The sequence below is a fragment of the Actinokineospora terrae genome (assembly GCF_900111175.1).
Lineage (GTDB): Bacteria > Actinomycetota > Actinomycetes > Mycobacteriales > Pseudonocardiaceae > Actinokineospora > Actinokineospora terrae.
This window is the reverse complement of the sequence record NZ_FOGI01000001.1, coordinates 388628-408451: the sequence shown is the minus strand read 5'-3', so window position 1 is coordinate 408451 and position 19824 is coordinate 388628. Positions and strand designations below refer to the sequence as shown.

At 71.1% G+C, this 19824-nt stretch carries 14 protein-coding genes; 5 read left to right on the top strand and 9 right to left on the bottom strand.

Translation table 11 applies throughout. The annotated features are described in order from the left end of the window. Positions 1–113: 113 nt before the first annotated feature. Both BMY07_RS34755 and BMY07_RS01675 read right to left on the bottom strand, forming a co-directional pair. Positions 114–3509: an MFS transporter gene (locus tag BMY07_RS34755; RefSeq protein ID WP_245782129.1), complete on the bottom strand. Its 3396-nt coding sequence runs from the start codon at positions 3507–3509 to the stop codon at positions 114–116. Continuing rightward, positions 3506–5473: an FHA domain-containing protein gene (locus BMY07_RS01675; RefSeq protein WP_177215380.1), complete on the bottom strand. Its 1968-nt coding sequence runs from the start codon at positions 5471–5473 to the stop codon at positions 3506–3508. Before BMY07_RS01675 ends, BMY07_RS34755 begins: the two co-directional genes overlap by 4 nt. 490 nt (positions 5474–5963) lie before the next feature. On the opposite strand from BMY07_RS01675, the gene BMY07_RS01670 reads away from it, so the two are divergent. From BMY07_RS01670 to BMY07_RS01655, 4 genes are read left to right on the top strand one after another with little or no spacing between them, the layout of a single operon-like run. Continuing rightward, a complete protein-coding gene (locus BMY07_RS01670) occupies positions 5964–7457 on the top strand; it encodes a hypothetical protein (protein WP_143073301.1) in 1494 nt (497 codons plus the stop codon). Further along, on the top strand, positions 7454–8617 hold the full coding sequence (locus tag BMY07_RS01665; protein WP_092774589.1) for a diaminopimelate decarboxylase family protein: 1164 nt from the start codon (positions 7454–7456) through the stop codon (positions 8615–8617). The genes BMY07_RS01670 and BMY07_RS01665 overlap by 4 nt, the downstream gene beginning before the upstream one ends. Positions 8618–8631: 14 nt before the next feature. Further along, positions 8632–9516: a homocysteine S-methyltransferase gene (gene mmuM, locus BMY07_RS01660; RefSeq protein WP_092774588.1), complete on the top strand. Its 885-nt coding sequence runs from the start codon at positions 8632–8634 to the stop codon at positions 9514–9516. Between the two features lie 14 nt (positions 9517–9530). Further along, on the top strand, positions 9531–11588 hold the full coding sequence (locus BMY07_RS01655; RefSeq protein WP_092774587.1) for a tetratricopeptide repeat protein: 2058 nt from the start codon (positions 9531–9533) through the stop codon (positions 11586–11588). A gap of 1 nt (position 11589) precedes the next feature. Here BMY07_RS01655 and BMY07_RS01650 read toward each other — a convergent pair whose 3' ends face one another. The 4 genes from BMY07_RS01650 to BMY07_RS01635 form a co-directional block, all read right to left on the bottom strand. Next, positions 11590–12540, bottom strand: a complete 951-nt coding sequence (locus BMY07_RS01650) for a radical SAM protein (protein ID WP_092774586.1) — start codon at positions 12538–12540, stop codon at positions 11590–11592. Positions 12541–12549: 9 nt separating this feature from the next. After that, entirely contained in the window at positions 12550–13824 is a 1275-nt protein-coding gene (locus BMY07_RS01645) for a DegT/DnrJ/EryC1/StrS family aminotransferase (RefSeq protein ID WP_092774585.1), read from the bottom strand. 7 nt (positions 13825–13831) lie between these two features. Beyond that, positions 13832–14608 carry a methyltransferase domain-containing protein gene (locus tag BMY07_RS34750; RefSeq protein WP_245782128.1) on the bottom strand — a complete coding sequence of 259 codons (777 nt, stop codon included), beginning with the start codon at positions 14606–14608 and terminating at the stop codon, positions 13832–13834. A gap of 85 nt (positions 14609–14693) precedes the next feature. Further along, positions 14694–15188 (bottom strand): carboxymuconolactone decarboxylase family protein, encoded by a 495-nt coding sequence (locus BMY07_RS01635; RefSeq protein WP_245782127.1) that lies wholly within the window; start codon positions 15186–15188, stop codon positions 14694–14696. 207 nt (positions 15189–15395) lie between these two features. Between BMY07_RS01635 and BMY07_RS01630 the strand changes: the two genes are divergently transcribed. Beyond that, positions 15396–16682 (top strand): glycosyltransferase family 4 protein, encoded by a 1287-nt coding sequence (locus BMY07_RS01630; protein WP_092774584.1) that lies wholly within the window; start codon positions 15396–15398, stop codon positions 16680–16682. A gap of 76 nt (positions 16683–16758) precedes the next feature. Here BMY07_RS01630 and BMY07_RS01625 read toward each other — a convergent pair whose 3' ends face one another. The 3 genes from BMY07_RS01625 to BMY07_RS01615 are packed head-to-tail and all read right to left on the bottom strand — an operon-like array spanning position 16759 to position 19642. Continuing rightward, positions 16759–17766: a zinc-dependent alcohol dehydrogenase gene (locus tag BMY07_RS01625; protein ID WP_092774583.1), complete on the bottom strand. Its 1008-nt coding sequence runs from the start codon at positions 17764–17766 to the stop codon at positions 16759–16761. After that, a complete protein-coding gene (locus BMY07_RS01620; RefSeq protein WP_177215379.1) occupies positions 17766–18542 on the bottom strand; it encodes a TylF/MycF/NovP-related O-methyltransferase in 777 nt (258 codons plus the stop codon). The genes BMY07_RS01625 and BMY07_RS01620 overlap by 1 nt, the downstream gene beginning before the upstream one ends. A 2-nt stretch (positions 18543–18544) precedes the next feature. Continuing rightward, a complete protein-coding gene (locus BMY07_RS01615; protein ID WP_177215378.1) occupies positions 18545–19642 on the bottom strand; it encodes a radical SAM protein in 1098 nt (365 codons plus the stop codon). Positions 19643–19824: the final 182 nt, after the last annotated feature.

The following is a 19824-nucleotide window of genomic DNA, read 5'->3' as shown; positions in this document are numbered from 1 at the left end:
CTGGGACAAGACTGCGGCTCGGACAACCGGTGCGGGCTCGCGTCACCGGTTGTCCGAGCATAGCTCGACTTCCCTTGCGGGAACAGCGTTTCGACAACTTCCGGAGCCGGGGCTCAGACGTCGACCATGGCCATCCCCGACGCACCATCCTGAGTGGATGGTTCGTGGTGGTAGGGCAGTGGGTCGTCGCGGCCGGTCGCGGAGTTCACCGAGGCGCGACCGGTCATCGACAGGGCGAGCGCCTCGGCGGTCTCCGGCCTGGTCGCCGGGTGCGTCGGCAGCAGGTCCGGCAGCCGGTAGCTGTAGAGCCTGCCGACGAACACGTTGATCCGGCTCCACTCGTCGCGGTGGTTGACCGGGGCGATCGCGCGCCGGTGCGCCCTGGTCGCCTCGATCACCCGCTGCCACGCCGCCGGGTCACCGGCGCACGGGCGCGGCGGTTGGGCGAAGTTGGGCAGGCTGACGTCGATCCACGCGTCGGTGTCGGCCTTGATGCCGTCGGCCAGCTCGCGGATCGCGGTGTCGGTGTCGGCCCCTTCGGCCCGCCTGCGCCAGTAGGTGAGCACCCGCGCGGCGTGGCCGAGGATGCCGGTGTTGATGCCGCCGCTGGTCAGGAAGTCGCCGTTGCCGAACGAATCGCCCGCCACTACACCGTTGCGCGCGACCAGGGCGTCCACACCGGACTTGGCCTCGACGGTGAACAGCGTCGGCGTGGAGGCGATGCTGGTGCGCCGGACGTCGCTGAGCGGGATCTCGGTGATGATCGAGACCTGGCGCAGCCAGTAGTCGCGGATCAGGTGCTGGTACCCGGCGAAGTACTCCGGCGAGTCCGGGTCGGTCCCCTCCGGGACCAGACCGGCCAGGATCGGGTCGAAGGTGCGGAAGTCCGGCACCTGCGCGCCGATCCAGCCGATCTCGGCGTCGTCCTCGTGCCCGATGGCGACCTGGCGCACCCAGTACTCGGTGCCGTCGCGGTCGTGCTCGGAGGCGACTCGCTGCCGGATGCGGCTGTCGACGTAGATGGTCATCAGCCCGACCAGGTAGTCGGCCTCCACCCGGACCGGGCCGCGGCCGTCGCCGTGGTCGACCAGCCGGTGGTCGAACTCCATGCCCAGCCGCTTGGCGTCCGCGCTGTGCAGGCCCTCGGCGACCATGAACAGCTCCGGCACGCCCAGGTCGATGACCTTCGTCCCCGGCGCGCGGACCCGGCCGTAGCTGCGCTTGCCGTCCATCTCGCGGATCGCCTCGATGTGCACGCGGACCCGGCCGTCCGCGTCGCGGGTGAAGCCGTCCGGCTCGCCGCGGCCGCGCCTGGTCGGCTCGACCACCCGGTGGAAGCGGAACAGCCTGCACCGCGGCTCGACGCCTGCGGCGAGGTCCATCTTCTCGATCGCCTTGAGGTAGCGGCGCAGGATGATCAGCAGTTCCTGCGCGCCGGTCTGGAAGCCGGAGCGCTCCCGCAGCACCTCGCCCATGTCCCGGCCGATCCGGCTCGGGTCCGGCGCGGCCGGGGCGGTGTACTCACCGAGAGCCTCCACGGTGCGGGCGGGCTTGCCGTCGACGTAGCGGTCGTCGACGAACTCGGCTTTCTGCACCACACCGGCGATGTGCGAGTCCGGCGTCCACCCGGAGACGACCTCGTCGGCGCGCGCGTCGCCGGGGCTCTCCGGGTCGGGGTTGTAGAAGCACTCCCCCAGCAGGAACGGCGACCCGTCACCGCGGCGCGGCAGCCGGTCCGCGCCGAAGCGCTGCGCCATCAGCCGGTCGATCTCGCTGAGGTGGTGGTACATGTCCTCGCGGATGTTCCAGTGCATGACCGCCATGTACGGGTCGCCGCGCAGGTCGACGCCCACGGCGCGCTTGCCCATCGCGATCGACCACAGCATCGCGGTCATGTTGGCGCCGCTGAGGCCCAGGGCCAGGAAGTCCGCGTCCTTGGCGCCCGCCAGGGTGGGCGCGCCCTCGATCGGGGTCCGGCGCAGCGTCGGGTCGAGCTCGGTCGGCGCCGTCTTCGGCACCGCGGGCCTGACCAGCAGTGCGGCGACGGCAAGGCCGACCAGCATGATCCCGGCGCCGACGACGAAGGCCAGGCTGTAGCCGCTGGTCAGCGCCGAGTCGACCGCCGCACCCGCGCCGAGTTGGTCCTTCGCACGGGTGGTCGCGACCGTGGCGAGCACCGCGAGACCGACAGCGGCGCCCAACTGCTGGGTCGTGTTCACCAGGCCCGAGCGGACACCGGCGTCGAACCGGGTGGCGCCCGCGACGGCGGCCGCCAGCGTCGCGGGGACCGCGAGGCCGGTGCCGAGGCCGATGAGCAGCAGACCGGGCAGCACGTGCGCGGCGTACACGCCGTCGACCGGGATGAACGCGAGCGCGCCGAGGCCCGCCGCGAGGCAGGCCAGGCCGATCACCATGACCTGCTTGGGGTCGACCTTGCGCATCACCCTCGGCGCCAGCTTCAGCGTCACCGCCGCGATGGTCACCGCGACCGGCAGGAACGCCAGGCCGACCTGGACGACGCTGAACCGCAGCACCTGTTGCAGGTAGAGCGCGCCGAGGAAGAAGGTGGCTGTCGGGCCGGTCACCGCCAACGCGAGCGTCACGTTCGTCCACACGACATTGCGCGCCCGCAAGACCTCGGGCGGCACCAACGGGTGCCTGGCCATCCGCTGCCGCACGGCGAAGCCGATCAGCAGGACCAGCGCGCCACCGGCGAGGGCGAGGGTGCGCCCGGAGGTCCAGCCGTGGTCGACGGCCTGGACGATGGTGTAGACCCACAGCATCAGCGAGCCGACGACCAGCACCGAGCCGGTCACGTCCACGCCGACCGTGTCCTCGTCGCGCCGGTCGTTGAGCAGCCGCACCGCGAACAGCACGGTGACCACGCAGATCGGCACGTTGACGAAGAAGATCCAGTGCCAGTCGACGCCCTCGGTGAGCAGCGCGCCGACCAGCAGGCCGATCGCGGCGCCCGCCGAGGCGACGAAGGCGTAGAACGCCAGCGCCTTGCCCTGCTCCTTGGGCTTGGGGAACATCGACACGATCATGCCGAGCACCACCGACGACGCCAGCGCGCCACCGACGCCTTGCAGGAACCGGGCGGCGACCAACACCTCCTTGGTCGCGGCCAGTCCACACAGGACCGAGGCGGCGCCGAAGAGCGCCAGGCCGCCGAGGAACACCCGTTTGGCGCCGACGATGTCGCCCAGCCTGCCGCCGAAGAGCAGGAGCCCGCCGAAGGGCACCAGGTAGGCGTTGACCACCCACGCCAGGTCCGACTCGGAGAAGCCCAGGTCGGCGCGGATGGACGGGAGCGCGACGTTGACCACCGACGCGTCCAGGATGATCATCAGGGTGCCGACGCACAGCACGACCAGGGCCTGCTGGCGCTCCCGCAGGGTGCGCAACGGCCCGGCCCGCAGCGTGCGCGCGGCCACGGTCTCCCCGAGTGACCCGAACGCGTCGCCCTTGGGCCGCTGGACGTGGTCGGGGTTCTGCTGCTCGTTCACGACCGCGCGACACCCGCCATCGGGGCAGCGGTGACATCCGGCTCGACTGTGGCATTCGAGTCGGCTGTGGCACTCGGGTCGGCGATGAGCACCTCGTCGGTGTCGCGGCACAGCGGGTGGGTGTCGAGCAGCGGCGGCAGGTCGTGGGTGTGCAGCCTGCCCGCGTAGATCACCAGCCTGCGCCAGTCGGACGGGTTGAGCGGCACCAGCGAGTGCCGGTGGCGGCGGGTCGCGTCGATGGTGTGCGCGCGCAGGCTGCTGGAGCGCCCGGTCTGCTTCTCGATCGCGGCGATCCGCTCCTGGCCGAAGTTGATCGGCACGGCCTGGCTGAACTCCTGGGCGCTGACGTGCAACCAGCCGTCGGTGTCCTTCTTGATCGCCTCGGCCAGACCGCGGATGGCCTGCTCCGGCGCGACACCGGCGTCGCGGTCCACCCAGTACCGGTACACCCGGGAGGCGTGCCCGACCATGCCGGTGATGGCGCCGCCGCTGGTGAGGAAGTGGCCGTTGCCGAAGGAATCCCCGGCGACCACACCGTTCGTGGCGACCTGCGCGTCCGCGCCGACCCGCTCCACCAGGCTGAACAGCTTGGGGCCGTAGGGCATCTGGATCTCGTCGAGCTCGTGCACCGGGATCTCGGTGATCAGCGCGACCTGCTCCAGGTAGAACTCGCGCAGCAGGTGCTGGTGCGCGCCCAGGTACTCCTTGGACTTGCGGTCGGTGCCCGGCTGCACGAGCCCGGCGAGCACCGGGTCGAAGGTCTTGAAGTCGGGCACCTGCACCAGGATCCAGCCGACCTCGGGGTCGTCCTCGTGGCCCACGGCGATCTGGCGGACCCAGTACTCGGTGCCGTCCTTGTCGAACTCGGAGGCGATCCGGCGGCGCAGGCGGCCGTGCACGTTGAGCTCCATCAGCCCGGCCAGGTAGTCGGCCTGCGCGACGACGGCGCCGCGGCCGTCGTGGTGGTCGACCTTGACGTCCTCCTGCTTGAAGCCCAGCCGCTCGGCGTCGTCGCTGTTGAAGCCCTGCGCGATCATGAACAGCTCGGGGGTGCCCAGGTCCATCACCCGGGTGCCCGGTACCCGGACCCGGCGGAACTTGCCCTTGTAGTCGAGTTCCCGCACCGCTTCCAGGCGCAGCGACTTGCGCCCGTCCGGTAAGCCGACGAAGCCCTCTTCCTGGCGGAACCACTTGAGGTAGCCCTCGTCGCCCGGGTCGCTGGTGACCACGCGGTGCGACAGGAACAGCCGGACCCTGGGCTCGACGCCCGCGGCCAGGTCCATCTCCTCGATGATCTCCAGGTAGCGGCGCATCATCACCAGCGCCTCGGAGGCGCCGATCTGGAAGGTGGACGGGCCGTCGAGCACGTCGGCGATGTCGCGGCCGATCTTGCTCGGGTCGTGGCACTCGGGCGGGCGCGGCGGGTCGGTGATGGTCAGCACCCGGGTGGGCTTGCCATCGGCCCACCGGTCGTCGATGAACTCGGTGTGGTGGATCAGGCCCGCCACGTGCGTCTCGTCGCCGAGCGAGCTGAGGAACCCGCTGATGACCTCGTCGGTGTAGATGCCGCCGGGCTCGGTGTGCGGGGTGTAGAAGGTCTCCCGCAGCTTGAACGGCCTGCCGTCCGCGCGCCGGGGCAGCCGCTGCGGCGGGTAGTGCTCGGCCATCAGCTGGTCGATCAGGCCGAGGTGGTGGTAGAAGTCCTCGCGGATGTTCCAGTGCACGCCCAGCGCCGGGTCGCCGCGCAGCTCCACGCCCACCACCCGGCGGCCCATGGCGACGCTCCACAGCATCGCCATCATGTTGGTGCCGCCCAGGCCCAGCGCGACGAAGTCGGCGTCCACCGCGCCGTGGGTGTCGTCGAGGCGGACGCCCGCGTCGACCGCGGTGTCCAGGTGCTCGGTGAGCGGCGCGCGCCCCCTGGCCCGGCGCCACCAGCCCGCGAAACCGTTGTTCGATCCCATACCCATCCCCAAAGGTCACGTCGTGTCGGGGTGGCACGTGGTTCGCGCTACCCCGAAGGATGCAGCCCTCACCCCCGACCGGCGCCGGGGGTGTGCGGGAAGGGCCACACCACGCCACGACGAGCCAGGTCGGCCCGCCGGTGGCCTGGGGCCCCCGCGGATCACGCGCCCGCGATGAGCGGTCACGAACGGCGCGACGGGAACCCGGTTCGTGGGAGGACGAATCGCGGGGTGGCGTGGCGCCGCGTCGATAGTAGCAACCCGGCTCGGCCGCGTGGGCGAAATCGGCGAACCGGTCGCGGGTGGACTCCTCGCGCGGGTCAGACCGAAGTGGACCAAAAGCGGCCACGCGCGGGGATCCTCTTGCTACGCTTGCGATCCGTCCGCCCCTGACGAGTCCTGGGTTACTCCTGGTGGACTACTCGCGTTGCTCTGTCCGAGTGTCCTCCCTCCCTGACCTGTTCCCGACCTAGTCCCGAGGTGTGATCGCGTGCGCAGACCGATGGCCACCACGGCACCGCCCGAGGGCGCGACCGGCGACCCGGCGCAGCTCGACCGGATGGCCGAGGAGGTCGGGCACCTGCTGGCGCGGCTGCTCGCCGGTGCCCACCCGAGCGTCGCCGACCGGCTGCTCGACGAGGCGGCCTGGTGGTCGGATGTTTCCGGAGCCTCGCTGCTGACCGCCGTGCAGCGCGGGTTCGCGGTGCGGCAGCTGGTGCTGCGCACGGCGGACAGCGACGGGTCGTGGCGCAACTCGCTGTCCTACATCGGCGACCCGAGCGGCGTCGACGAGGCGGTGTGCACCTACGACTACGAGCGCGCCGAGGTGCGGTTCCCGCCGGAGTCGCCGCTGGCCCGCCCGTACAGCTGGGTGCGGGGCGAGGACTGCGCGGTGGAGACCTGGTACGCGCGCAACGGGATGTCGGCGATCACGGCGTGGTTGATCGCGGTGGCGCGGATGGCCAGTGAGCGCGGGCGGCCGCACCTGGTGCTGACCAACCGGCTCTACCACGAGACCGAGATCTTGTTCCACATGGCGCGGCTGTCCGGGGTGGTCGTCCACAAGCACGACACGGTGGGTGAGCTGCTGACCGCCGCGCACGCCGCCGAGGACCCGGTGACGGTGTTCCTCGACTCCAGCAGGCCGGACGGCGGAGCGGAGGCGGTGACGCGGGTGCTGCGCGAGCTGGACCCGGGCAAGGTCGGCTGCGTCCTGTGGGACAACACGTGCTGCTCCAGCGCGGACAACCCCTTCGAGACGGTCGACGGTCACCGCGAGTCCACTGTGGAGTCGCCGGTGGTTCGCGCGGAGTTGAACACGACGTTGGTGGTCCTGCGCAGCCACGCGAAGCTCGACCAGTTGGGGCTCGAGCTGTGCTCGCTGGGCTCGGTCGCGATGGTGACGACGGAGGCGAACACCGGTGAGGGTCCGCTGTGGTTGGAGGGCATGCAGCGGTTCTTCGCCGACGCGCTCGCCGTCACCGGTGCCTGTGTGTCGCCCGCGACGCTGCGCCTGTTGGCCGCGGTGGACTTACCCAACGAGCCGCTGTCCGCTCGGGCGAACCGGCACCTGCGTGCGGCGAACGTGCTGGCTGGCGCGGTGCTGAAGGACAAGCTCGACGGCGTGCGGTACGCGGTCGAGGAGAACGAGCACGGCTGTTTCGTCGAGGTCCACCTGCTGGAGCTGCCCGGCCCTGAGCCGATCGGGGGTCCGCCGACCTGGCCGCTGTGGGACGACCTGGACGCCGAGCTCACCCTGGTGGAGCAGCACGCGGCCCGGCGGTCGATCCCGGTGTGGAAGTCGGCCAGCTTCGGGTTCCACTACACCGGCCTGAGCTGGTACGCCGCCGAGGACCCGCCGCGCCCCCAGGGCCACCCGCACACGGTGCTGCGGGTGTGCTTCGGCATGCACGACCCCGCGGTCACCACCGAGGCCGCCGAGATCATCGCCGAGCACCTGACGAGGAAGCAGTCCTGGACATGACCGACGTGATCACCGCGGCCCTGCTGCCCCCGGACCGGCTCTCCCCCGCCTTCCGCGACGTGCTGCTCGACCGGTGCGCCTCGGGGTCGTACGGCCTGGTCGCGGACCTGACGACGCTGGACGACCGGTATGCCGCCGGGGCGGCCGCCGCGCAGCGACACGGGATCCGGCTGCTGTGCGCGGTGAAGGCGTCGACCCACCCGGAGGTGCTGGCGGGGGCGGCGCGGGCGGGCCTGGGGTTCGACGTGGCGAACGCCTTCGAGGTGGCGGCCGCGCGGGAGGCGTCGCCCAGCGCGTTCCTGAGCCTGACCTCGCCGGGGTTGCCGTTCGGTGAGCGGGCCGCGCTCTACGAGGCGTTCCGGCGCGGGGAGATCGACCGCTGGCATTGCGACTCGTTGGCGCAGCTGGAGGAGCTGGCTCGGGAGTGCCCCGGGTCGCCGGTGGGGGTGCGGGTGAACCTGGACGGGCTGGAGATCCCGGAGGGCATGCCGCTGTGGCGTCCCAGCCGGTTCGGGATCCGGTTGGACCAGTTGCCGCTGGCCAGGGACATCGCGGCCGGGTACGGGTGCTCGCTGCGGTGGGTGCACGCGCACAACGGGTCGGAGGAGAACGACCTGGCGAGCTACGTGTTCACCGCGTCGGCCATCGTGTCGGCCGCCTCGGCCGCCGGGCTGAAGTTGGCGTCGGTGGACCTGGGTGGCGGGCTGCTCTCGGAGCCCGCGGACCTGGACCCGTTCTTCAGCGCGGTCCGGGCGGCGGTCCCCGCGGGGGTCGAGGTGATCCTGGAGCCGGGGCGGTTCTGGATGACCGACTGCATGGCCCTGGTGACGCAGGTGCTGGACGTCAAGGAGACCGCGTCGCAGGTGGTGCTGCTGCTCGACCTCGGCCTGATGAGCCACCTCCAGTGGGCCGACCACATCCGGATACCGGTACTCGGCACGCTGGTCCCCGGGGACACCCGACCGTGGCGGATCTGCGGGCGCAGCTGCTTCGAGGAGGACTGGCTGGACGAGTGGGAGCCGATCCCCGTGGCCGAGGGCGGCCCCCTCCCCCGCCCCGGCGACCCGTTCGTCCTGGGCAACATCACCGGCTACGCCATCGAGCTGGCCTGCGACTTCAACGGCGTCCACCGACCGGCCGCGTCCTTCCTGCGCACCTGACTACCCTCGGCGCGGTGGACTTCCCGGACTCCCCCACGGTGCTCGACGGTGGTCTGGCCAGCGAGCTGCGGGCGTGGGGCCACGACATGTCAGACCACCTCTGGTCGGCCCGGTTGCTGCTCGACGAGCCCGCGGCGCTGACCGCGGCGCACACGGCGTTCTTCGAGGCCGGGGCGACGATCGTGACCACGGCGACCTACCAGGCGTCGTTCGAGGGGTTCGCCGCGCGGGGGCTCGGGCGCGCCGACGCGGAACGGGTGCTGCGCCTGGGGGTCGAGGTGGCGGTGGCCGCACGCGCCGAGTTCACCGACGGCGTGGACCGCTGGGTGGCGGCGTCGGTCGGCCCGTACGGCGCGATGTTGGCGGACGGGTCGGAGTACCGGGGCCGGTACGGGCTCAGCGTGGCGGCGCTGGTCGACTGGCACCTGCCGCGGCTGCGGGTGCTGGCGGCCGCGCGACCGGACATCCTGGCGTGCGAGACGGTCCCGGACGCGGTGGAGGCCGAGGCGCTCGGGGTGGCGCTGGCGGAGGTGGACGTGCCCGCGTGGATCACCTACACCGTCGAGGGCGACCGGACCCGCGCCGGTCAGCCGCTGGCCGAGGCCTTCGAGGTGGCCGCGGCGAGCCCCTCGGTGACGGCGGTGGGGGTGAATTGCAGCGCGCCCGACGACATCGGCCCGGCCATCGCGACGGCCCGCTCGGTGACGGACAAGCCGATCGTCGTGTACCCGAACAGCGGCGAGTCGTGGACGGGCACGTGGAGCGGCCCGTCCCGCTTCTCGGTCGACCTGGCGGCGGAGTGGGTGGCGGCGGGCGCGCAGGTCGTGGGCGGCTGCTGCCGGGTGACGCGCTCCGACATCGCCGCCCTCGCCCGGGTGGTATCACGTACGGCCCCGTAGTCGATGATGGACCTATGACGGACGGGAACCACCTGGACGGGGACGTGTCGGGAACCTCGGCCCAGATCGGTGTGGTGCACGGGCCGGTGTCGTTCGGCGCTCAGCGGTCGGTGGAGGGGTTGCCGTACCGGTCGGGTGCGGTGCCGGTGGTCGTGGACGGGTTCCAGCCGCGGTCGGTGCCGGAACTGGAGTCGCTGGTCACCGGCGGGGTCGTGCTGTCCGGGATGGGCGGCGTCGGCAAGACCCAGACGGCGGCGGACTACGCCAACCGGGTGCGGGATGTGGATCTACTGGGGTGGGTGACCGCCGCGTCCCGGTCGAACCTGCTCAGCGGCTTGGCTGAGTTGGCAGCCATCGTCTTCGGTTCGGCGATCGACGATCCCGAGCGAGCCGCCAAGCGCTTCCTGGACTGGTGCGCGACAACCTCCCGCAAGTGGCTGCTGGTACTGGACGACGTGTCCGACCCGGCCGAGGTGAAGGACCTGTGGCCGAACACCGGCACATCTGGGCGGTTGGTGGTGACGACCCGCCGCCACGAGAAGTGGGTGCTGCAAGCGAAGTCCCGGCGGATGGTCCCCCTGGACGTGTTCACCGAGGCGGAGTCGGCGGACTACCTGCGCGGCGTACTCGGCGATGTGTCGGGGGTGGAGGACTTGGCCGCGCTGCTGGGCCGCCTGCCCCTGGCCCTGAGCCAAGCCGCCGCGCTCATCGACATGACACCGGGGATGACCTGCGAGTCGTACATCGACAACTGGCGCACCCGCCGAGCGTCCCTGGCCGAGCTGTTCCCGGAGGACTGGTCCGGCCCCGGCGACCAGATAGCCACCACCTGGGCTGTCTCGATCAACGCCGCCGACGCTCTGCCGCCCGCACAGGTGGCCCGGCCGATGCTGGAGGTGATGTCGCTGCTGGACCCCAACGGCATCCCGCTGTCCGTGCTGACTTCCCAGCCCATCCTGGACTACCTGTCCGTCGCCAATGCGGACCTGGCCGCCAGGGCCCTAGGCGCTCTGCAACGCCTCAACCTGATCACCGTCACCGACACGACCGCCCGCATCCACGCCTTGGTCCAACACGCCACCCGCGACCAACTGTCCGACGACCAACTCGCCCTACTCGCCCACGCGGCCGCCGACGCACTCATGGCCAGTTGGCCGGACATCGAACGCGACACCAAGTACGCGGCCACACTCCGCACCAACACCAACGCCCTTGCCGACAACAGCGGACAACACCTGTGGCAGCCGGATGGCCACATTGTGCTGTTCCACGCCGGCGAAAGTCTCGGCGAAGCCGGCCTCGTGCACGCCGCCGTCGCCCACTTCGAGAACCTTGGCTCCGCCGCACACCACTACTTCTCGCCTGACCACCTCGACACTCTCGCCATCCGCCACAACGTCGCCCGCTGGCGGGGCGAGGCAGGCGACGCGGCAGGCGCAGCACATGCCCTCGCCGAACTACTCGACGACTACCTGCGCGTCCTCGGACCCGACCACCCCGACACCCTCATCACCCACCACAACCTCGCCTACTGGCGGGGCGAAGCCGGGGATCCGGCAGGCGCGGCGCAGACCCTCACCGAACTACTCAACCACCATCTGCGCGTCCTCGGACCCGACCACCCTCACACCCTCACCACCCGCCACAACCTCGCCCGATGGCAGGCCTCAGCAGACGACGTCTCAGGCGCTGCACAAGCCCTCGCCGAACTACTCGACGACTACCTGCGCGTCCTCGGACCCGACCACCCCGACACCCTCACCACCCGCCACAACCTCGCCCGCGTGCGGGGCGAGGCAGGCGACGCGGCAGGCGCGGCACAAGCCCTCGCCGAACTACTCGACGACAACCTGCGCGTCCTCGGACCCGACCACCCCCACACCCTCACCACCCGCCACAACCTCGCCAACTGGCGGGGCGAAGCCGGGGATCCGGCAGGCGCGGCGCAGACCCTCACCGAACTACTCGACGACCGAGTCCGCATCCTCGGAATCGACCACCCTCACACCCTTCTCACCTTCAAGAACGTCGCCTACTGGCGCAGGCGGACCAGGGTGGATGGCGAGGGGTGAGTCAGGCAGGGACTGCGGCGAGGAGAGCGCGCAGGGCGGCAAGACGAGCGGGGTCGCGGAGGGTGGTCATGCAGAAGTCGCAGATGGTGGCGTAGCGGTCGGTGGCGAGGTCCTGGAAGAGGGGGTGGGACTCGACCAGGCGGCGGAAGTAGATGGGGGATGTGGGGTCGTAGAACGCGGTGACCAGGTGTTCGCGTTCGTCCTGCTCGGTCGACGGGGTGCGGATGTTGCCGAGGAAGACGGGGGTCTGCTTCATCGCGTCGGTGGAGATGTCGAGTTCGCAGCAGGCGTAGACGTCGCCGGTGGCGTGGACAGTCGTGGTGAGGCTGGTGCACTCCGGGAGGTCGTCGATGTGGCGGCGGGTGACGATGGTGTGCAGGTCCTTGCCGCGGCCGCGGTCGAGGAGTTCGTTCTCCAGGTAGGGCTCGCCCGCGGCGTCGAGGGCGGACTTGATGGCGGCGTCGACCTCGGGTTGGTCGGACGGGCAGAAGTTGATCTCGGTCAACAAGCCCGCGGCACGACCGGCCTGGGCGGCCATGATGGTGCGGTCCACCGGGAAGTACGCGACATGGTAGGCGTCGGCGCTCAGGGACAAGCCCGCGATCCCGGCTTCCACGAACGGTTCCAGCTTCAGCTTGGCCGTGCGCTCGTCACGCGCCCAGAAAGCGTTGGACTCGACATCCACCACCAGGCCCAGTGAGCGGCCGTACGCGATGACCTCGCACATCGGCTTGGGGTAGAGGAACACCTCGCCGCCGCTGAAGGTGATGTGCTTCTTGCCGTTGCGGGCCGCGGCGTCCAGGGCGGCGCGGACCTCGTCGACGGTCAGGCGTTCGGTGCGCTGCGGGCTGGACTCGACGATGCAGTGCGCGCACGCCAGGTTGCAGGTGAGGGTGAAGTTGATCGCCACGCGGTCGCGCGCGGCGAAGCGGTCCCAGATCGCCTCGGCCATCCCGACTCCCTAGATGAGGTCCTTGTGCGCGTCGCGGACCTTGGCGACGGCGTCGACCAGGTCGGCCATGTCGGTGGGGTCGCCGAGCAGCGCCTGGTGGTGGAAGATCAGCGTGGTCTCGCGGTACGCCTCGGCCCCCGGGTAGGACCGGCCGAGCGCGCGCTCCCGGCCCTCGTCGGTCCACACCAGACTGAACCGCTTCTTGGTGTGCGCGTTCAGCATCACGCTCCGGTGCAGCGGCAGGTCCGGCGGCCACAGCGCCATGCCCAGCTCGGCGCCCACCGCGTCGGCGACCCGCTCCACCGGCACCTCGCCGAAGGTGCCCGGCCGGAACCGGATCCCGTACTCGTACACCGACCGCTGGTCGGCCTGCTCCGGCACCGGGATCGCCGAGAAGTCCCCCAGCGCCGCCAGCCCGCGCTCCAGCTCCAGCGCCATCCGGTCGCGGTGCCGGTGCTGGTCGTCGAGCCGGGTCAGCTGGTCGAGCAGCACCCCCGCGGTCAGCTCGGACATGCAGTAGTTGCCGCCCATGACCTCGCCGGACTCGATCAGCTCCAGGTCGCCCGGGGACAGCTCGCCGTCGGGGTAACGCCGGGAGTCCGCGCGCAGCTGCTGCATCCGCCGGTAGAGCCGCTCGTCGGAGGTGATGACCGCGCCGCCCTCGCCGCCCGCCAGCACCTTGCCGACCTGGAAGCTGAAGCAGCCCAGGGCGCCGAAGGTGCCGACCTTGCGGCCGCGCCACTGCGCCCCGTGCGCCTGCGCGCAGTCCTCGACCAGCGCGACCCCGGTCTCCTCGGCCAGCGCGACGAACCCGTCGATGTCGGCGACCGTGGCGGCCAGGTGCACCACCAGCATCGCCTTGGTGCGCGGCGAGAGCGCGGCCCGCACGGTGTCCGGGGTGACGCACCCGGTCTCCGGGTCGACGTCCACGACCACCGGCAGCGCCCCGACCCGCAGCACCGCGGCGACCGGCGCGACCCAGGTCATCACCGGCACGACCACCTCGTCGCCCGGCCCGATGTCCAACGCCTCCAGGGCGACCACCAGCGCGCTGGACCCGTGGTCGACGCTGACCGCGTGCGGCACGCCGTTGTAGGCGGCGAACGACTCGGCGAAGCGCCGCTCCCGGGACCGGGTGCCGTCGGTGGGCCAGCTGACCGCCCAGCGGCGCGAGCGCAGCGCGTCCAGCAGCGACCGCTCGGTGGCCGCGTCGTACTGGGGCCAACTCGGCCACGGCCGGGGCGCGCGCACCGGGGTGCCGCCGAGAACGGCGAGGTCACTCATGGCTCTCCTAGAGATAGGCGGGTTTGCGTAAGACCATCAGCACGTCGCGGACGCCGAGCCGGGTCGGGGCGCCGCGGCGGGCGGACACCCCGGCGGCGAGCGCGGCCAGGTCGACCGGTCGGGTCAGCGCGGGGTCGTAGGCGGGTGGGGTGATCTCGTAGTCGAGGTGGTCGGAGGTGGCGACCTCCAGCCACTCCAGGCCGCTGGCCAGCGCGGCGGCCACGTAGTCCTCGAAGAACGCCCGGTTCACCGTGCGGCTGTCGTGGACGTGGGCCACCAGCACGTCGGCCAGGCCCTCGTCGACACCGGTGCTCAGCAGCGCGCGCAGTTCGTCGCGCGTGTAGAGCAGGTGCGACCACGGCGGCAGCAGCGTGTCATCCCAGAAAGTCAGGTCACGCCCCTGGTACGACGTGTACTCCAACTGGTGCCCGTCGACGGCGCTCCAGATAGGACCGAAGTGCGCGTACAGCACCCCGCCGGGACGCAGCACCCGCGCGGCCTGGAGCAGGGTCGGGCCGATGTCGACGAACTGGAAGGCGTTGCAGGAGAACACCGCGTCGACCGAGGCGTCCGGCAGCGGCAGGTCCTCGGCGCCCACGGCCAGCACCTCCCGCACCCCGGACGGGTCGACCTGGGCGACCCGGTTGGGGTCGACGGAGTACCAGCGGGCGACGCCGTGCCGGTGCAGCATGGCCACCGGGAACGCCCCGCCGACCTCGGCGACCACCGCGCCCGCCAGCGGCACCCGCGCGGCGAAATCGGCGAACACCTCGTCCTCGGACATCGCCAGCCGCCCGGTAAAAGGCGTCGGCGAAGAAACCCCGGAATCCGGGGACAGCGACGTGCTCATTTCCGGTGGTCCCCCTCGACTATTCGATGGCCCACGGGCGGGCCGGGCCCGCGATGCGGTTCCAGGTGTTGATGATAGCGATAGTCCACACCAGTTCGGCCAATTCGACCTCGGTGAACTCCTTGGCCGCGCTGTCCCACACCTCGTCGGTGACCGGGCCGTCAGTGAGCCGGGTGATGGCGTCGGTCAGGCCGAGCGCCGCGCGTTCGCGGGTGGTGAAGAACGGCGCTTCGCGCCACACCGGGAGGCTGAGCAGCTTGCGGGTATGCTCGCCTGCCGAGAGCGCCTCTGCGGCGTGCGCGTCGGTGCAGTAGGCGCAGCCGTTTAGCTGCGATGCCCTGGTGCGCACCAGTTCCAGCAGTCCGAGGTCGAGGCTGACCTTCTCCGCGGCGGTGTCGAGCGCGTCCATCCGCTTGGCCACGTGCGGGACGAGGTCGTCGACGGCGAGCCTGGGCACCAGCGGCCTCGGCATGGCCACCGGTGCGGCCTCGGCGGTCTCGTCAACGTCACCCATGGTTTTCTCTCTCCCTGATCCGCGCTTGGCTCTCAAGCGCACTATACCGGCAGCACACCGCGTTCCGGCGCGTTCGCGAAGTATTTCCCCGACCGACCGGGAGAAGCCGGAATAAGGGGTCTGCGCGACCAATCCGGGTGATAGCGTGAACCACCGCCGCGAATTCTCCAGCGGCTCCCTCCCCCTTGTCGAACCGGAGGCAGACTTGTGATCGGTGAGCAAAGACCCCCGACCCGGGTGTTGCGGCTGACCCCGCACTACTACTGGCCGCAGCTGGCGACCCGCTCCTGGCCGGTGAAGTTCGACGCCATCGGCGGCATGCAGTCGCAGATCCACCGGCTCACCAGCCAGCTCGACGCCCAGCCCGAGCTCGGCGTCGAGCAGACCGTGCTGACGCTGCGGCTGCCCGGCGCGCCGCGCGAGTGGCGGATGTCGGAGCGCACCACGGTGCGCGGTGTGCGGATCCCCGTGCTGCCACTGCGCTCGCGCATCCGCGGCATGGTCGACCTGAACCTGGCGTGGGCGCTGGGCGTGCTGTGGCACCTCGTCCGGGAGCGCCGCCGCTACGACGTGATCCACGTGCACTGCAGCGGCGTGATGATCCCGCCGCTGCTGGGCTGGCTGCTGACCAAGATGCTGCGGGTGCCGCTGGTGCTGACCGTGCACTGCTCGATCATCGTCACCTACCACCCGATGACCCCGCTGGACCGGCTGATGCAGCCGCTGGCCCGCTGGATCGAGAAGCGCGCGATCCGCGCCGCCGCCAACACAGTGACGCTGACCCCGCGCACCATCCCCGTGCTGTCGAGCCGCACCGGCGTGCCCGCCGAGCGGTTCGCGGTACGGCCGGACGTGATCGACGCCGACGCGTTCGCCCAGCGCGCCACCCCCGAGTCCGTGGCCGCGTTCCGCGCGCGGTTCGCGATCCCCGAGGACAAGCCCGTGGTCGGCTACGTCGGCCGCATCGCGCGGGAGAAGGGCTGGCCGATCATCCTCGACATCGCCGAGCGGCTGCGCGGCTCCGGCACGCACTGGGTGATCTGCGGCGACGGCAACGAGCGCGACCTGTTCGAGGCCGAGGTGGCCGCGCGCGGGCTCGACGACGTCGTGACCGTCACCGGGTACGTGCCCAACGAGGACATCGCGACCGTGATGGGCACCATGGACCTGCTGCTGATGTCCTCGCTGCACGAGGAGTTCGGCAGCGTGATGCTGGAGGCGATGGCGGTGGGGCTGCCGATCGTGGCGGTCGGCGTCGGCGGGGTCGCCACCGTGCTGGAGGAGGGCGCGCTGGGCTGGTTGGTGCCCGAGCGCACCCCGCAGGCGTTCGCCGAGGGCATCGAGCAGGCGCTGGCCGACCCGAAGTGGCGCGCGGACACCGCCGAGCGCGCGGCGAAGACGGTGCGCGCCCGCTACGACCTGGCGCAGGTGGCGATCGCCATCGCCGCGGTGTACGACAGGACGGTCCGGCACGGGTCCACCCGGGACGGTTGACCGGGTCGGCGCGACCGCGGATGTCCACAGGGGACGAAGGGTCCTGGGCATCCGCGGTCGCTCCTCTCCGGTCTTCTCAGGCGTGGTCGGTGACGAAGACGCTGCGCAGGGGCGGGACACCGCTCTCGTCGAGCAGCACCCGGTAGTCCGCGATCGGCAGCGCCTGCCCCAGCAGCGGCCCCAGGCGCACCGCGCCGCTGGTGACGACCTCGATGGCGCGGTCGATCTGGTCGAAGCCCGACAGCACGCCGTGCACCGAGATCTCGCGCAGCATGATCGTGCTCGGCTCGACGTGCGCCGACTCCTCGCCGGAGTAGCCGACCAGCACGTAGTCGCCGCCCGGCCGGGTCGCCTGGATGCCCTGCGGGAACACCGCGGCCACCCCGGTGGCGTCGAAGACCAGGTCCGGCTGGGTGTCGCCCGCCCACTCGGCGAGCGAGTCGACCGACCCGACCCCGAGTTCGGCGGCGATGCCCCTGCGGTGCGCGGACGGCTCGGCGACGGTCACCGAGGCGGCGCCACCGGCCAACGCGAGCTGCGCGACGAGCAGCCCGACCGCCCCCGCGCCGATGACGCCGACATCGCGTCCCGCGACCGCGGGCGCGCGCTCGACCGCGTGCAGCGCCACGCACAGCGGCTCCAGCAGGCAGCCCTCGGCGCCGGAAAGCCCCTCGGGCAGCGGACGCAGGTTCGCCGCGGGCAGGGTGAACGCCTCGGCGAACGCGCCCGCCCTGGTGAAGCCGACCTCGTCGAGGTCGAGGCAGAGGTTGAACTTGCCCTCGGCGCAGCGCGCGCACGCCCGGCACGGCGTGATGCCCTCGCCGACGACGGCCCTGCCGACCAGTTCCGGCCTGCTCGGCGCCTCCAGCACGCGCCCGGCCCACTCGTGGCCGGGCACCACCGGGTACTCGGCGTCGTGCAGGGTGCCGCGCAGCAGCCGCAGGTCCGTGCCGCACACCGCGACGTGGGTGACGGCGACCAGCGCCTCCCCCGGGCCCGGCACCGGCCGGGGGACGCGTTCGAGCGAGTGCTCCCTGTGCCCGCGCACGACCAGGGCGAGGACCGTGTCCTCGACAGCGGTCATCACGCACCGTCCGGGTTCGGGCTGTCGCCCAGGCGGTGCACGAAGAACGCGCGGCCGTGCCAGCCGTAGCGGAGGAACTCGCTGTACTCGTAGAACCCGTCGGTGCGGGCGAAGCACTCGCGCATGGCGCGGCGCATCCCGAAGCGCGGGTTGGCCCGGTTGCAGTTGTAGTCGTCGAGCAGCAGCACGGCGCCGTCGGGCATCAGCCTGCGGCCGAGCAGGTGGTCGAGCACCTCGACCGACGAGGAGTACAGGTCGCAGTCGAGGTTGGCGATGGCGACCTCGCCCGGCAGCGGGTCGGACGCGAGGGTGTCGTTGAACATCCCGCGCACCACCGTCCACCCGTTGTCGCCGAAGCGGCGGGCGAACTCCTGGCGCAGCATCTCCTCGGTGCCGGGCGGGGAGGCGTCCTCGGCCTCGCGCCAGTAGCCGCTGTCGGCGACCTCGTAGGAGATGGAGTCGACCGGGTTCTCGCTCTTGGGGAAGCCCGCGAACGAGTCGTAGACGTGGATGCGGCGCGGGAAGAACGCGGTGTAGAAATCGGTCTGCGCGTCGAACTCGCCGATGAGGTCGGCCAGCAGCAGCGAGCTGAACCCCTCGTAGCAGCCGAACTCGACGACGTCGCCGGGGATGTGGCTGCCGTAGACGTACTCGAAGGCGGCCCGGAAGACGTCCCCGTAGACCTTGTTGGCCCGCTCGAGGTCCTGGTAGGTGGCGTTGGTGACCTGGGTGGCCGACCGCGGTGGCGCCGCCTCGGTGGTGGGGCTGCTGGTCATCATCACCTCTCTGCTGCCGTCGCGTAGAGCGCCGGGTCGACGTCGATGTCCATGTTGAGCTCGCAACAGCGGTGGCAGATGGGCTGCAGGCCCTCGCGGATGGTCTCGCGCATCCGGCCGTAGGTGTCGTTGTGGAACACCTCGCGCAGGCTGGACCCCTTGATGTTGCCCATGACCGTGTCGGAGAAGGTGGTGCAGCTGATCACGTCGCCGTTGGGCAGCACGGTGGTCTGCGCCCACAGCTTCATGCAGGTGTTGTCGCGGACGATGCCGCGCCAGTCCTTGGTGAAGAACCGGCTCTTGGCCTTGGCGTCGTAGCGGGTCGGGGCGATGAGCACCTCGACCTTGTCGGACATGCTCTCGGCCTCGATGAGCAGCTGCTCGAGCTTGTCCGGGTCGATGTTGGCGTGCTGGTGCTCGTTGCAGTACCCGGCCCAGGACAGGAACGGCCGCCCGGTGACGTCCTCGAACGCCGCGCGGCTGGCCTTGCCCTCCTCCTTGGTGAAGTAGCTGGCCAGCCCGACGGTCAGCTCGTCGATGCCGTACTCCTCGGCCATCCGCACCATGTCCGGCAGCTGCTCGTAGTTCATGCCGGTCACCACGAAGTTCAGCGCGATCTTGGGGCCCTTGCCCGCCTTGCGGCTCGCCTCCTGCAGCGCCTGCATGCCCGCCACGGCGCGCTCGAAGGACTTGCGGCCGCGGATGGGGTTGTTCACCTCGGCGGTCGGGCCGTCGATGGAGACGTACACGTCGTCGATGCCCGCCTCGACGAGCTTGTCGGCGAAGCGCGGCAGCAGCGTGGCGTTGGTGCTCATGTCCAGGTTGCAGTCGGGCATCCTGGTCTTGGCGATGCGGACCAGCTCGACCAGGTCCGGGTGCATCAGCGGCTCGCCGCCCATGATCGTCAGGTAGGTCTTGCCGACCCCGTCCTCGGCGGCGGCGAGTTCGTCGACGATCGCGGTCCACATCTCGATGCTGACCTGATCGCCCTTCACCTCGGCCAACCAGGTGCTCTCCGCCGAGGAGTCGCCGTACATCCAGCACTCCCGACAGGTCAGGTTGCACGCCCAGTTCACGAAGACGGTGACATGTCTGGGCACTACGGGAAGTAAGGGCAGATGGACCATTACATGCCTCCGAAAGAGGGCAGCAGCGCTGCCCCGCGACGCCAGGACGGCCGGAAGGGACGGGCTTGACAAGCTCTCCTCAAGCGCCCTCTACTAGACCACGAGCACGCGAACTCGGCAAGCGACTTCGCGGTATTCGTGAAACCCACTGGAAA

Coding starts and splice junctions, on each gene's coding strand:
- BMY07_RS34750 (WP_245782128.1), bottom strand. CDS start 14,608: ATGTCCGAGGACGAGGTGTTCGCCGATTTCGCCGCGCGGGTGCCGCTG.
- BMY07_RS01625 (WP_092774583.1), bottom strand. CDS start 17,766: ATGACCGCTGTCGAGGACACGGTCCTCGCCCTGGTCGTGCGCGGGCAC.
- BMY07_RS01645 (WP_092774585.1), bottom strand. CDS start 13,824: ATGAGTGACCTCGCCGTTCTCGGCGGCACCCCGGTGCGCGCGCCCCGG.
- BMY07_RS01655 (WP_092774587.1), top strand. CDS start 9,531: ATGACGGACGGGAACCACCTGGACGGGGACGTGTCGGGAACCTCGGCC.
- BMY07_RS01675 (WP_177215380.1), bottom strand. CDS start 5,473: ATGGGATCGAACAACGGTTTCGCGGGCTGGTGGCGCCGGGCCAGGGGG.
- BMY07_RS01650 (WP_092774586.1), bottom strand. CDS start 12,540: ATGGCCGAGGCGATCTGGGACCGCTTCGCCGCGCGCGACCGCGTGGCG.
- BMY07_RS01620 (WP_177215379.1), bottom strand. CDS start 18,542: ATGACCAGCAGCCCCACCACCGAGGCGGCGCCACCGCGGTCGGCCACC.
- BMY07_RS01635 (WP_245782127.1), bottom strand. CDS start 15,188: ATGGGTGACGTTGACGAGACCGCCGAGGCCGCACCGGTGGCCATGCCG.
- BMY07_RS01665 (WP_092774589.1), top strand. CDS start 7,454: ATGACCGACGTGATCACCGCGGCCCTGCTGCCCCCGGACCGGCTCTCC.